Raw genomic sequence first — 14,306 nt, 5'->3', positions numbered from 1 at the left:
TGGCGCTGGACTAAACAAAGGCCCCCTTTTAGGGGGCTCACACAAAGCCACCTTCTTTAGAAGGTGGTAATTTACTTGTCTATCTTCGTACTAAAAGATCATTCACGTTCGTGAAGTGGAGAAAACTCACGTTGTGTTTCGCCAGTGTATAGCTGACGAGGACGACCGATGCGGTTCAGTGGATCGCTGTGCATTTCGTTCCAGTGAGCAATCCAGCCGATGGTACGAGAAATCGCGAAGATAACCGTAAACATAGAAACTGGAATACCAATCGCTTTAAGAATGATACCTGAGTAGAAGTCTACGTTCGGGTACAGCTTCTTAGACACGAAGTACTCATCAGAAAGTGCAATGCGCTCAAGTTCCATTGCAACGTCTAGCAGAGGGTCTTGAATGTTTAGCTCTTTGAGAACTTCATGACACGTTTCGCGCATTACTGTCGCACGTGGGTCGTAGTTCTTGTAAACGCGGTGACCAAAGCCCATTAAGCGGAATGGGTCATCTTTGTCTTTCGCGCGGTCTACATATTCAGGGATGTTATCGACGCTGCCAATCTCTTCTAGCATTCTCAAGCAGGCTTCGTTTGCACCACCGTGGGCAGGCCCCCAAAGGGATGCAATACCAGCGGCAATACATGCAAATGGGTTCGCACCAGAAGAGCCAGCTAGGCGTACAGTTGATGTCGACGCATTCTGTTCGTGATCCGCGTGTAGAGTGAAAATCTTATCCATCGCACGGGCAACCACAGGATTTACTTCATATTCTTCGCAAGGGTTTGCGAACATCATATGCAAGAAGTTCTCAGCGTAGCTAAGGTCGTTACGAGGGTAAATAAATGGCTGACCGATAGAGTATTTGTAACACATCGCCGCCAGTGTTGGCATTTTTGACAGCAGACGGTACGCTGCAATTTCGCGGTGTTCGTCGTTGTTAATGTCAAGAGAGTCGTGATAGAAGGCTGCAAGTGCTCCAACTACACCACACATTACCGCCATTGGATGAGCATCGCGTCGGAAGCCATGGAAAAAGCTTGCGATTTGCTCGTGTACCATTGTGTGACGAGTAACGGTCGTTTTGAATTGCTCGTATTGTTCTCGGGTAGGGGCTTCACCATAAAGAAGGATGTAACATACTTCTAAGTAATCTGCGTTATTGGCTAATTGATCAATCGGGAAACCGCGGTGCAAAAGAATACCTTTGCCGCCATCGATGTACGTGATTGATGATTCACAAGATGCAGTGGCAAGAAAACCTGGGTCAAAAGTAAAGTAACCATTGGCTCCCAGCTTACGAACGTCAATTACAGGTGTACCTAGCGTACCGTCCATAATTGGCAGTTCGATTGGCGCTTGACCTTCAACATGAAGGGTCGCTTTCTTATCCGCCATAACAATCTCCTTTGTTTATTATTTAATCCGTCCAGGATGTTTATGTGCCATTTTTGTACTGTTGTTAAAGCTTAAAGTCAATTTTTCTCCATCTTTGTGTGCACTTGTTATGATTTTTCTCATGAAAATCGTTAAAAATCTGTTCTATGTAGCATAATTTGTTACACCAATTGTATTAGAATGTTGCTCGCCGTATATTGGCAAAGAAAATTTTAGTTAAATCCTTATAAATTCGGGGCTAGAAACAAAGAGTGAGGTTTGTTGCTGGATTCCGTCTGTTAACAAATTGTTTACAATTATCTGGGTGGTTACTCGCGATATTTGTTAAATAGATGTTAACTTTTGTACGTTTGGAAGCTGAAATTGGTTATAACAATAAATGCTCAATGGAGCTGAGTGAGCAAGCCCGTGAAAGAAAGAAAGTCAAGACCTGTTAATTTAGATTTACAGACCATCCACTTTCCTATCACAGCAATCGCATCCATCCTACACCGTGTGTCTGGGGTAATTACGTTTGTTGCGGTGGGTATATTACTGTGGTTACTATCCATTTCTCTGTCATCCCCAATGGGTTTTATGGAAGCCGCTGACATCGTCGATAGCTTCTTCGTAAAATTCATCCTGTGGGGAATTCTTACTGCACTTGCCTACCACATCGCAGGTGGTATCCGTCACTTATTGATGGATCTAGGTCACTTTGAAGAACTAGATTCAGGCACGATGAGCGCTAAAGTCGCGTTTGGTGCAACAGCAGTATTATCATTATTGGCGGGGATCTTGGTATGGTAAAACACGTATCTTCATTTGGTCGTAATGGTGTACACGATTTCCTACTAATTCGTGCAACTGCAATCATTATGACGCTATACACGATTTATCTGATTAGCTTCTGTGCATTTTCAGATATCTCTTACGCATCTTGGACCCAATTCTTTGGTGGTACCTTCACTAAAGTATTCACCATGTTGGCACTTGTCTCGATCCTGATTCACGCTTGGGTTGGTTTGTGGCAAGTATTAACTGATTACATTAAGTGCGCGAAACTACGTGGCGCACTACAACTTGGTGTTATTGCCGTGCTATTCGGCTATGTCTTCTCTGGTCTATTTATTCTGTGGGGTGCGTAAGTGTCTATTCCAGTTCGTGAGTTTGATGCCGTAGTAATCGGCGCTGGTGGTGCAGGTATGCGCGCTGCACTACAAATTTCAGAGCAAGGCCTATCATGTGCTTTGTTGTCAAAAGTATTTCCAACACGTTCTCATACTGTGTCTGCACAGGGCGGCATTACCGTTGCTCTGGGTAACTCGCACAAAGACGATTGGCAATGGCACATGTACGATACCGTTAAAGGTTCCGACTACATCGGTGACCAGAACGCGATTGAATACATGTGTAAAAATGGTCCTGAGTCAGTTATCGAGCTTGAAAAAATGGGTCTTCCATTCTCTCGTTTCGATAACGGTACCATCTACCAACGTCCATTCGGTGGTCAATCTAAAGAGTTTGGTGGTGAGCAGGCTGCTCGTACAGCCGCTGCTGCAGACCGTACTGGTCACGCACTTCTTCACACGCTTTACCAGCAAAACGTAAAACACAAAACAACCATCTTCTCGGAGTGGTACGCTTTGGATCTTGTGAAAAACCAAGACGGCGCAATCATGGGTTGTACTGCGATTTGTATGGAAACGGGTGAAATCTGTTACTTCAAATCAAAAGCAACCATTCTAGCTACAGGTGGTGCAGGTCGTATTTACGCATCGACCACTAACGCGCACATCAACACGGGTGATGGCGTTGGTATGGCACTTCGCGCAGGCGTTCCAATGCAAGACATGGAAATGTGGCAGTTCCACCCAACAGGTATTGCTGGCGCGGGTGTTCTAGTGACGGAAGGTTGTCGTGGTGAAGGTGGTTACCTTCTAAATAAAGATGGTGAACGCTTCATGGAGCGCTACGCACCAAACGCGAAAGACCTTGCTGGTCGTGACGTGGTTGCTCGTTCAATGATGATTGAAATTCGTGAAGGCCGCGGCTGTGATGGTCCTTGGGGGCCACATATCAAGTTGAAACTTGATCACCTTGGTAAAGAAGTACTTGAATCACGTCTACCAGGTATCTGTGAACTGTCTCGTACATTTGCACACGTTGACCCAGTGAAAGAGCCAATTCCAGTAATTCCAACTTGTCACTACATGATGGGTGGTGTACCTACTCAAGTCTCTGGCCAAGCAATTAAGCAGAAGGCCGACGGTAGCGAGATGGAAGTACAAGGCCTTTACGCATGTGGTGAGATTGCTTCTGTATCGGTACACGGTGCTAACCGTCTGGGCGGCAACTCATTACTAGACTTGGTCGTCTTTGGTCGTGCTACTGGCTTGCACCTTGGCGAAACGCTAGCAGCGCAAGCGGAAGCTCGTCCTGCAACAGAATCTGATATTGAAGCGTCTCTAGCGCGTACTATGCGTTGGGAAAACAGCACTGGTGGTGAAGATCCAGTTCAGATTCGTAAAGACCTACAAGCATGCATGCAAAACAGCTTCTCGGTATTCCGTGAAGGCGATGCGATGGCAACCGGTCTAGAAGAGTTGAAAGTGATTCGCGAACGTTTGAAAGACGCGCATCTAGCGGACAAGTCTTCAGAGTTCAACACGCAGCGTATCGAGTGTCTAGAACTTGATAACCTGATGGAAACCGCGTTTTCAACTGCCGTTGCAGCGAACTACCGTACAGAGAGTCGTGGCGCACATGCTCGTTTCGATTTCCCTGAGCGTGATGATGAGAACTGGCTATGCCACTCTATCTACAATCCGGAAACAGAAGCGATGACTAAGCGTGATGTGAACATGACGCCAACGCATCGTGAAGCTTTCCCGCCGAAAGTACGTACATACTAAAGGGAGGATACGACTATGAAATTAAACTTCTCTTTATACCGTTACAATCCGGATGTGGATACTAAGCCTTACATGAAAGAGTATACCCTTGAGGTAGACGAAGGCTCAGACATGATGGTGCTTGATGCATTGATTCTGCTAAAAGAGCAAGATCCAAGCATCGCGTTCCGTCGCTCATGCCGTGAAGGGGTATGTGGTTCTGATGGTTTGAATATGAATGGTAAAAACGGCCTAGCGTGTATCACACCGTTATCTGCTCTACAAGGCGATAAGATAGTTATTCGTCCACTACCAGGGTTACCTGTCGTGCGCGATCTTATCGTTGACATGACGCAGTTCTATGATAACTATGCGAAAGTTAAACCATTCTTGATTGATGATGGTGCATTACCACCATCACGTGAGAATCTACAATCGCCTGATGACCGTGCGCATTTAGATGGATTGTACGAATGTATCATGTGTGCATGTTGTACAACGTCTTGCCCATCATTCTGGTGGAACCCTGATAAATTCATCGGCCCAGCTGGTCTTCTCGCAGCGTACCGTTGGCTAATTGATAGCCGCGATACGGCAACAGATGAACGTTTGTCTGATCTTGATGATGCATTTAGCGTTTTTCGTTGCCATGGCATCATGAATTGTGTAAGTGTTTGTCCTAAGGGATTAAATCCGACGAAAGCCATCGGTCACATTAAGTCGATGTTGGTTAATCGTTCGGTTTAATTTACTCGCTCTTAGGAATGTCGCAGTGTTGCGGATCACCCGATATGACCGCTTCACTGCTTCAGTAATATTCGAGTAAAGAATACAAAAATTGCCGACCGTATTTTTAGTCGGCTCTTATAGCTCGGCAAAGACCGAAGCAAACGTGAAAACTACTGGTTAAGGGAAAATATGCACAACGGCGTGATGAAGGCATGGCTCGAGTCTTCACACTTGGCTGGCGCCAATGCAACGTATGTAGAGGACCTCTACGAACTGTATCTAAGTGATCCCGATCTGGTAAGTGAGGAGTGGAAACGTGTTTTTGAAGGCTTGCCTAAGCCATCAGAAGAAGTGGCAGAACAACCACATTCACGTGTCCGTGACTACTTCCGACGACTCGCTAGAGAAACAAAGCATTACAATGTCCAAGTTAGTGACCCAGATGTCGATGCAAAACAAGTAAAAGTTCTACAGCTAATCAACGCATACCGTTTCCGCGGGCATGAAGCTGCAGAATTAGACCCACTAGGTCTATGGCAACGCCCAACCGTGGCGGAGTTAGACCCTGCTTTTCATAATCTTACCGAAGATGACTTCGAAGAAACTTTCAACGTAGGTTCTTTTGCTGTTGGGCAAGAAACCATGAAGTTGAAAGATATCTATGAAGCCCTCAACAAAACTTATTGCGGTTCCATCGGTGCTGAATACATGCACATGACTGACACAGAGCAAAAGCGTTGGATTCAGCAACGCCTTGAGTCTGTCGTAGGCCAGCCATCATTCAACAAAGATGAGAAGCGCACATTCCTAGAAGAGCTAACAGCCGCTGAAGGTTTGGAGCGTTACCTCGGGGCGAAATTCCCAGGTGCAAAACGTTTCTCTTTAGAAGGTGGTGATGCGCTGATTCCGATGACGAAAGAGTTGATCCGTCATGCGGGTACAAGTGGAATGCGTGAAGTGGTTATCGGTATGGCTCACCGCGGTCGTTTGAACATGCTGGTGAACGTACTTGGTAAGAAACCTCAAGACCTGTTTGATGAGTTCGCAGGTAAACACGACGAAACTTGGGGTACGGGTGATGTGAAATATCACCAAGGTTTCTCTGCTGATTTTGCGACTCCAGGCGGTGATGTTCACTTAGCACTTGCATTTAACCCGTCGCACCTAGAAATCGTAAACCCGGTAGTCATGGGCTCAGTTCGAGCACGTCAAGACCGCTTGGGTGATAATCAAGGTAGCAAAGTGCTTCCTATCACCATCCATGGTGATTCAGCAATCGCTGGTCAGGGTGTGGTTGCCGAAACGTTCAATATGTCTCTTGCTCGTGGGTTCCAAGTTGGTGGTACGGTACGCATCGTCATCAACAACCAAGTAGGCTTTACGACGTCTAATCCTCGTGACACGCGTTCTACGATGTACTGTACCGATATCGCGAAGATGGTGCAGGCGCCAATTTTCCATGTAAATGCAGATGACCCAGAAGCAGTTGCTTTTGTTACTCGCATTGCATTGGATTACCGTAACGAGTTCAAGCGTGATGTCGTGATCGATCTTGTATGTTACCGTCGCCACGGTCACAATGAGGCGGATGAGCCAAATGCGACTCAGCCTTTGATGTACCAGAAAATCAAAAAGCATCCTACACCACGCAAATTGTATGCAGATGTTCTGATCGATAAAAATGAATCAGATATCGAGACAGCGACTCAGTTAGTCAATGAGTATCGCGATGCATTAGATCGCGGTGAAGTGGTTGTTAAAGAATGGCGTCCAATGGCGTTGCACTCTGTAGACTGGTCCCCTTACTTAGGGCACGAATGGGATATGGAGTGGGATTCAAAATACGACAAGACACGCCTTATTGAGCTAGGCAATCGTCTGTGTCAGTACCCAGAAAGCCATAAACTGCAAAGCCGTGTTAATAAGCTATACAACGATCGTCTAGCAATGATGACCGGTGAAAAAGCTATTGACTGGGGTATGGCTGAAACATTGGCGTATGCTACATTGGTTGACGATGGCAAGCGTATTCGTCTTTCTGGTCAGGACTCGGGTCGTGGTACTTTCTTCCACCGTCACTCGGTTCTTCATAACCAAACCGATGCAAGCACTTACATTCCATTAGCGAATATTCATGACAACCAAGGGCCATTCCAAGTCTTTGACTCAGTATTGTCAGAAGAAGCTGTGTTGGCGTTTGAATACGGTTACGCAACAGCCGAACCAGGTGGTTTAACTATCTGGGAAGCACAGTTTGGTGATTTTGCCAACGGTGCACAAGTTGTTATCGACCAGTTTATCTCGTCAGGCGAGCAAAAGTGGGCGCGTTTGTGCGGTCTTACTATGCTTCTACCTCATGGTTATGAAGGTCAAGGTCCTGAGCACTCATCTGCACGTTTAGAGCGTTACCTTCAGCTTTGTGCTGAGCAAAATATGCAGGTTGTGGTTCCTTCAACACCGGCTCAGGTGTACCACATGATTCGTCGTCAGGTTGTACGCCCAATGCGTCGACCTCTCATTGTTATGTCACCGAAATCTTTGCTGCGCCACCCTCTATGTACTTCAACGATTGAAGACTTGGCGGATGGTACATTCCAATCTGCAATTCCAGAAGTAGATGATTTAGAACCAAGCAAAGTGAAACGTGTCGTGTTCTGTGCTGGTAAGGTTTACTTTGACCTACTAGAGCAGCGCCGTAACAACGAGCAAGACGATGTTGCTATCGTGCGTATTGAACAGCTTTACCCATTCCCAATGGAAGAAGTACAAGCAGCAATTGCTCAATACACTAACGTTGAAGACTTCGTGTGGTGTCAGGAAGAACCTCAGAACCAAGGTGCTTGGTACTGTAGCCAACATAACTTCCGTGCCGCTATTCCTGCAGGTGCAAATCTTAAATACGCAGGTCGCCCAGCTTCTGCTTCGCCAGCAGTTGGCTACATGTCGGTGCACTTGAAACAACAAAAAGCGTTGGTTGAAGACGCTCTGAACGTGAACTCAAAAACTTCGAATTAAGAATTAGAAGTTAAAGGAAGAAACAGATATGACAATTGAAATTCTGGTTCCAGATTTACCTGAATCAGTTGCTGATGCAACCGTAGCGACATGGCACAAACAACCAGGCGACGCAGTAGAGCGTGACGAGGTTTTGGTTGACATCGAAACAGACAAAGTTGTGCTAGAAGTTCCAGCTCCGGAAGCTGGCGTTTTAGAAGCTATTGTTGAAGCAGAAGGTGCGACAGTACTTTCTAAACAAATCATTGCTAAATTGAAGCCAGGCGCAGTTGCAGGTGAACCAACTGCAGACAAAACAGAAGGTACTGAAGCATCTCCTGATAAGCGTCACAAAGCTGCGCTTAGCGAAGAAAGTAATGACGCATTAAGCCCAGCAGTGCGCCGTTTGTTGGCTGAACATGGCTTAGAAGCAAGCCAAGTGAAAGGCACTGGTGTTGGTGGTCGTATTACGCGTGAAGATATTGAAGCGCATCTTGCGAACGCTAAATCTGCGTCAAAAGAAGACTCGCCAGCAGTGGTTGACGTGCCGACAGCGGCTCGCAGTCAGAAGCGTGTTCCAATGACTCGCCTTCGTAAGACAGTCGCTAACCGTCTGCTAGAAGCGAAGAACAACACGGCAATGCTAACGACGTTTAACGAAGTGAACATGAAACCAATCATGGACCTTCGTAAGCAGTACAAAGATCAGTTCGAAGAGCGTCACGGTATTCGTTTGGGCTTCATGTCTTTCTACGTGAAAGCAGTAACAGAAGCGCTTAAGCGTTACCCAGAAGTAAATGCTTCGATTGATGGCGATGACATTGTTTACCACAACTACTTCGACATTAGCATGGCGGTATCAACTCCACGTGGTCTAGTTACACCTGTCCTAAAAGACTGTGACAAGCTTGGTTTCGCTGATGTTGAAAAAGGCATCAAAGAGCTGGCTATTAAAGGTCGTGATGGCAAGCTAACGGTAGACGAGCTAATGGGCGGTAACTTCACTATCACAAACGGTGGTGTGTTCGGTTCACTAATGTCTACACCAATCATCAACCCACCTCAATCAGCGATTCTTGGTATGCATAAGATCCAAGAGCGTCCGATGGCAGTGGATGGCAAAGTTGAAATCTTGCCGATGATGTACCTAGCGTTATCTTACGATCACCGCCTAATTGATGGTCGTGAATCAGTTGGCTTCCTAGTAACGATTAAAGAGTTACTAGAGGACCCAGCACGTCTCCTATTAGACGTTTAATATCGCTAAAACGTCTAGTTATCGTAGGTAGCTAGACGTTAAAAATTTCAATGGCTAGACTAGCTCAACGTTTGGCCTTCATTTGAATCCTTCAGTATGAGAACTCATGATGAAGGATTGATTTGAGAAGACCCTACAGACGTACAAGCAGCCAAGACTGCAGCGTTATGGAAATAATAAATCCCTTAAGGGAAAAACAAACGGAATATCGAAATGAATTTGCATGAATACCAAGCCAAACAGCTGTTTGCAGAATTCGGTTTGCCTGTGCCAGAAGGCTACGCGTGTGATACACCACAAGAAGCTTTTGAAGCCGCAGGCCGTATTAGTACAGCCAAGAAAGTAGTTAAATGTCAGGTTCACGCTGGTGGCCGTGGTAAAGCGGGTGGCGTAGAGCTACACGATACAAAAGAAGGCGTTAAAGAGTTTGCACAGAAGTGGTTAGGTAAAAACCTAGTGACTTACCAAACTGACGCTAACGGTCAGCCAGTAACAAAAATCCTTGTTGAAGAAGCTTCAAATATTGCGAACGAACTATACCTAGGTGCGGTAGTTGACCGTGCTAGCCGTAAGATCGTTTTCATGGCTTCTACCGAAGGTGGTGTGGAAATTGAAAAAGTTGCGGAAGAAACGCCGGAACTCATCCACAAAGCAGCAATTGACCCACTAGTAGGTCCACAAGCTTACCAAGGTCGTGAGCTAGCGTTCAAACTTGGTCTTGAAGGCGACCAAATCAAACAATTCGTTAAGATCTTTATGGGTCTTGGCACTATGTTTTCTCAGTACGATCTTGCTCTGCTAGAGATCAACCCACTTGTGATTACTGGTGAAGGCAACTTGCTATGTCTTGACGGTAAGATCAACATCGACTCAAACGCACTGTATCGTCAGCCTAAGCTTCGTGAAATGCACGATCCTTCACAAGAAGATGAGCGTGAAGCACACGCAGCTCAGTGGGAGCTGAACTACGTAGCACTAGACGGTAACGTTGGCTGTATGGTTAACGGTGCAGGCCTAGCAATGGGTACGATGGATATCGTAAACCTACACGGCGGCAAACCAGCTAACTTCTTAGATGTAGGTGGCGGCGCGACGAAAGAGCGTGTTGCTGAAGCATTCAAGATCATCCTATCTGATGACAATGTGAAAGCGGTACTTGTTAACATCTTCGGTGGTATTGTACGTTGTGACATGATCGCAGAAGGTATTATCGGTGCGGTTAAAGAGGTAGGCGTAAGCGTACCTGTTGTTGTTCGTCTTGAAGGCACTAACGCTGACCTAGGTCGCGAAGTTCTTGCTAATTCTGATGTTGATATCATTGCTGCTGAGTCGCTAACTGATGCTGCTCAGAAAGTTGTTGCTGCTGCGGAGGCTAAATAATGTCTGTATTAATTAACAAAGACACTAAAGTAATCTGTCAGGGGTTCACTGGTGGTCAAGGTACTTTCCACTCAGAGCAAGCTATCGCATACGGTACGCAAATGGTTGGCGGTGTGTCTCCAGGTAAAGGTGGCCAAACTCACCTAGGTCTTCCTGTATTCAACACAGTTCGTGAAGCAGTAGAAGCGACTGGCGCAACAGCGACAGTCATCTACGTACCAGCACCTTTCTGTAAAGATGCAATCCTAGAAGCGATTGACGCGGGTATCGAGCTAATCGTAACGATTACTGAAGGTATCCCTACTACAGATATGATCGACGTAAAAGTGAAGCTAGAAGAAACTGGCGTTCGCATGATTGGTCCTAACTGTCCGGGCGTTATCACTCCTGATGAGTGTAAGATCGGTATCATGCCTGGTCACATCCACAAGAAAGGCAAAGTAGGTATTGTATCTCGTAGCGGTACTCTAACTTACGAAGCAGTTAAACAAACCACTGACGAAGGTTTCGGCCAGTCTACTTGTGTTGGTATCGGTGGTGACCCAATCCCGGGTTCAAACTTCATTGATATCCTAAAACTGTTCCAAGAAGACCCTGAGACAGAAGCGATCGTTATGATCGGTGAGATCGGTGGTACTGCAGAAGAAGAAGCAGCAGCATACATTAAAGAAAATGTAACGAAGCCAGTGGTTTCTTACATTGCTGGTGTAACTGCACCTCCTGGTAAGCGTATGGGCCATGCTGGTGCGATTATCTCTGGTGGTAAAGGTACTGCTGAAGACAAATTTGCTGCACTAGAAGCGGCTGGCGTTAAAACTGTGAAATCTCTAGCAGAGATTGGCCAAGGTCTACGTGAAGTGACGGGTTGGTAATCGACCACACTACTTAATAAGTATTAAAAAGCCTGCGATTTCGCAGGCTTTTCTTTTTCCGTTTCCGTGGATTTATGTTTGTTGTTAGCAAGGTCTTTCGCGTTTAATACTCAATGCGATTATGCTTTGCTTTTAATCAGCTGGCTCAGCATAAATAAGGATGTTGCGCTGATCACTACGGAAGGGCCGGCCGGTGTATCGAAGTGCCATGATAGGCTAAGCCCCATCAGTACTGCCACAGAGCCAATAATGGATGCGAACAATGCCATTTGCTCTGGTGATGAAGAGACTTTACGTGCTGTTGCGGCTGGGATAATTAGGAGCGAAGTCATGATCAACGCGCCAACGAACTTCATACCTACTGCGATTACTACACCCACCATTAGCATTAACACCAATCTAACTAAGTCTGTATTCACGCCCTCAACAGCGGCAAGTTCTTCACTGACAGTGCTAGAAAGCAGTGGGCGCCAGAAGACGTACAAACACGCGCTTACCGCAACAACACCTGCGTAAATAAACATCAGATCTTGTGGAGAGACGGCAAGTAAGTCCCCAAATAGGTAGCTCATTAAATCGACGCGCACGTTTTCCAAAAAGCTAACCGATACTAAACCGATAGAGAGTGCACTGTGTGCCAAGATACCTAACAACGTGTCTGTAGCCACAAGTTGTTGCTTTTGCAGAGTGACAAGCAAAACGGCCAGAGCTAAACAGCAGACGAGTAGCGCAAGGTAGAGATTTACGTTGAGCAAGAAGCCCAGCGCTAGGCCCATTAACGATGCATGAGCTAGGGTATCTCCGAAGTAAGCCATTTTACGCCAAACGACAAATGACCCAAGTGGACCGGCAATGATCGCGATACCAATACCAGCAAGAATAGAAGGTAGGAGAAACTCAATCATGATGGTGATGTCCGTGTTTATGGTGGGAGCATGATATCGCATCACCGCTTACTGGCGTTCCGGATAAATCGTGATGATGGTGCTCATGGTCGTGATGATAAAACGCGAGAGACTCTCTCGCTGCATTGCCAAATAGTGCGATGTAAGAAGGGTGCTGAGTAATAGTGGCAGGTGAACCTGAGCAGCAAACATGGTGATGCAGACAAATAACATCGTCCGTTTTCGCCATCACTAAATGTAAGTCATGCGATACCATAAATACGCCACAATCAAAGCGGTGACGAATGCTCTCAATTAAGTCATAGAGATCGATTTGACCTTGGATATCCACCCCCTGAGCTGGTTCGTCTAATACCAATAGCTGAGGACGTTGAAGCAGAGCGCGAGCCAGTAACACTCGTTGGTTTTCACCACCGGATAAGCGATGCATATTACTATTAAGTAAATGTTCAGCGCCAACAAGCCGTAATGCATCAATGCACTCCTGCTTACTGTATTTTCCTGCTAAATTTAGAAAGCGGGTTACATTCAGTGGAAGGGAGTCATTGAGCTTCAACTTTTGAGGAACGTAACCAATTTTCAGTTTTCTTTGTCGGTTCAACTTGCCGCTAGTTGGCTTTTGAAGACCTAAGATAACTTTGACTAACGTTGATTTTCCCGCTCCATTGGGACCAATTAGGGTAGTTATTTTGCCCTTTTCTAATTCCATACTAATGTTATCGAGAACTCTGCGGCCATCGAACTCGACGCATAACTGCTCAAGATGGACTAAGGAAGACATGAATGAAACTCATTTGCAAATCAATAATGTTATAATGTAACATTATCTCACTTTCCACGCCATATCCCAAGTAAAACTATGAAAAGAGCATTAATTCTTGCTGCCTCAGCAATGTTAACACTGCCAGCACAGGCGGTAACGGTACTGACGAGTATCAAACCTATTCAGTTGTTAGTAACAGAGCTTACTCAAGGAGTAACTTCACCAGACGTGCTATTGCAGTCTAACACATCACCCCATGACTATGCTTTGCGTCCATCGGATGTTAAAAAGGTCGCTTCGGCTGATTTGGTTATCTGGTACGGACATGATCTTGAACCGTTTCTAGAGAAAGTTGTTTCGGATAGATCGAATACTTTGACTATTAGTCAAATTCCAAATCTAGAATTGCGTGAATTTGATAGTGAGCACAACCATGACCATGATGGGCACGATCATGGCTCACATGATCCGCACTTTTGGCTAGGTGTAAGCCAAGCACAACAAGTGGCCAAGGCTGTTGTGAATCAACTTGTATCACTTGATCCGGAAAATGCAGCTCAATATCAAGCGAACCTCAAAAAGTTTGAACTCGAGCTAAAAGACACTGACCAACAGATAAAGCAGAAGCTGGCACCAGTAAAAAGCAAAGGTTACTTTGTATTCCATGATGCTTACGGTTATTTCGAAGATCGTTATGAACTAAATCAAATGGGGCATTTTACTGTGAGCCCAGAACGCAAGCCAGGAGCGAAGACCTTAATTCAAATTCGTCAAAAGCTAAGTGGTGGAGATGTGGCTTGTGTATTTTCTGAACCTCAGTTTACCCCGGCTGTCGTTCAGAGCGTAATGAGAGGCAGTGATGTCGCTAAAGGCGAGCTTGACCCGTTAGGGAGTACAATTGAAGCAAAACCTGGCAGTTACTTTACTTTTCTCAACAATATGGCGAATAGTTTTGAGCAATGCTTGAACAAAAAGTCAGATTAAGTGCTGTCGTAATGTAGGAGTAGTCTTTTTAACGTGATCCAGTAGTAAGAATTACAACCTTTGGTAAGGCGAGCCTTTTCTCAGAAAGTAATTGAGATATCATTACCAATAATTATCAGCTCAAAATAACCGTATAAATCCATGTTTTACAAACGATGAA

General features: G+C 45.6%; 12 protein-coding genes. 9 read left to right on the top strand and 3 right to left on the bottom strand.

Features of this window, described 5'->3' with window-relative positions; translation table 11 throughout:
- Window positions 1-98: 98 nt before the first annotated feature.
- Window positions 99-1,388, bottom strand: a complete 1,290-nt coding sequence (locus tag R7Z49_RS17115) for a citrate synthase (RefSeq protein WP_005382163.1) — start codon at window positions 1,386-1,388, stop codon at window positions 99-101.
- Between the two features lie 396 nt (window positions 1,389-1,784).
- Here R7Z49_RS17115 and sdhC point away from each other — a divergent pair, with 396 nt between their 5' ends.
- The 8 genes from sdhC to sucD all read left to right on the top strand — a co-directional run bounded on the left by sdhC (window position 1,785) and on the right by sucD (window position 11,494).
- Window positions 1,785-2,177 (top strand): succinate dehydrogenase cytochrome b556 subunit, encoded by a 393-nt coding sequence (gene sdhC, locus R7Z49_RS17110; protein ID WP_017634811.1) that lies wholly within the window; start codon window positions 1,785-1,787, stop codon window positions 2,175-2,177.
- On the top strand, window positions 2,171-2,515 hold the full coding sequence (gene sdhD, locus R7Z49_RS17105; protein WP_005382169.1) for a succinate dehydrogenase, hydrophobic membrane anchor protein: 345 nt from the start codon (window positions 2,171-2,173) through the stop codon (window positions 2,513-2,515). The genes sdhC and sdhD overlap by 7 nt, the downstream gene beginning before the upstream one ends.
- Window positions 2,516-4,282, top strand: coding sequence for a succinate dehydrogenase flavoprotein subunit (gene sdhA / locus R7Z49_RS17100; RefSeq protein ID WP_005382172.1), 1,767 nt, complete (start codon window positions 2,516-2,518; stop codon window positions 4,280-4,282).
- 15 nt (window positions 4,283-4,297) lie between these two features.
- Window positions 4,298-5,008: a succinate dehydrogenase iron-sulfur subunit gene (locus tag R7Z49_RS17095; protein ID WP_005382174.1), complete on the top strand. Its 711-nt coding sequence runs from the start codon at window positions 4,298-4,300 to the stop codon at window positions 5,006-5,008.
- Between the two features lie 171 nt (window positions 5,009-5,179).
- Window positions 5,180-8,005: a 2-oxoglutarate dehydrogenase E1 component gene (gene sucA / locus R7Z49_RS17090; RefSeq protein ID WP_005382176.1), complete on the top strand. Its 2,826-nt coding sequence runs from the start codon at window positions 5,180-5,182 to the stop codon at window positions 8,003-8,005.
- Window positions 8,006-8,033: 28 nt separating this feature from the next.
- Window positions 8,034-9,242 carry a 2-oxoglutarate dehydrogenase complex dihydrolipoyllysine-residue succinyltransferase gene (gene odhB, locus R7Z49_RS17085; protein WP_186584422.1) on the top strand — a complete coding sequence of 403 codons (1,209 nt, stop codon included), beginning with the start codon at window positions 8,034-8,036 and terminating at the stop codon, window positions 9,240-9,242.
- Window positions 9,243-9,455: 213 nt separating this feature from the next.
- The gene (gene sucC, locus R7Z49_RS17080) at window positions 9,456-10,622 is read left to right on the top strand and encodes an ADP-forming succinate--CoA ligase subunit beta (RefSeq protein WP_005382179.1); all 1,167 of its coding nucleotides are present in this window, start codon (window positions 9,456-9,458) and stop codon (window positions 10,620-10,622) included.
- Complete coding sequence (gene sucD, locus R7Z49_RS17075; protein ID WP_005382181.1) at window positions 10,622-11,494, top strand: succinate--CoA ligase subunit alpha; 873 nt, start codon at window positions 10,622-10,624, stop codon at window positions 11,492-11,494. The genes sucC and sucD overlap by 1 nt, the downstream gene beginning before the upstream one ends.
- 119 nt (window positions 11,495-11,613) lie before the next feature.
- On the opposite strand, the gene znuB is transcribed toward sucD, so the two are convergent.
- Together znuB and znuC are read right to left on the bottom strand one after the other, a co-directional pair.
- Window positions 11,614-12,399: a zinc ABC transporter permease subunit ZnuB gene (gene znuB / locus R7Z49_RS17070; protein WP_005382183.1), complete on the bottom strand. Its 786-nt coding sequence runs from the start codon at window positions 12,397-12,399 to the stop codon at window positions 11,614-11,616.
- Entirely contained in the window at window positions 12,392-13,180 is a 789-nt protein-coding gene (znuC, locus tag R7Z49_RS17065; RefSeq protein ID WP_017634809.1) for a zinc ABC transporter ATP-binding protein ZnuC, read from the bottom strand. The genes znuB and znuC overlap by 8 nt, the downstream gene beginning before the upstream one ends.
- Window positions 13,181-13,258: 78 nt before the next feature.
- Here znuC and znuA point away from each other — a divergent pair, with 78 nt between their 5' ends.
- Entirely contained in the window at window positions 13,259-14,146 is an 888-nt protein-coding gene (gene znuA, locus R7Z49_RS17060; protein ID WP_176310841.1) for a zinc ABC transporter substrate-binding protein ZnuA, read from the top strand.
- The last annotated feature ends 160 nt before the right edge of the window (window positions 14,147-14,306 follow it).

It is taken from the genome of Vibrio sp. 1562 (assembly GCF_033340155.1).
Lineage (GTDB): Bacteria > Pseudomonadota > Gammaproteobacteria > Enterobacterales > Vibrionaceae > Vibrio > Vibrio alginolyticus.
This window is presented reverse-complemented; position numbering and strand designations above follow the sequence as displayed.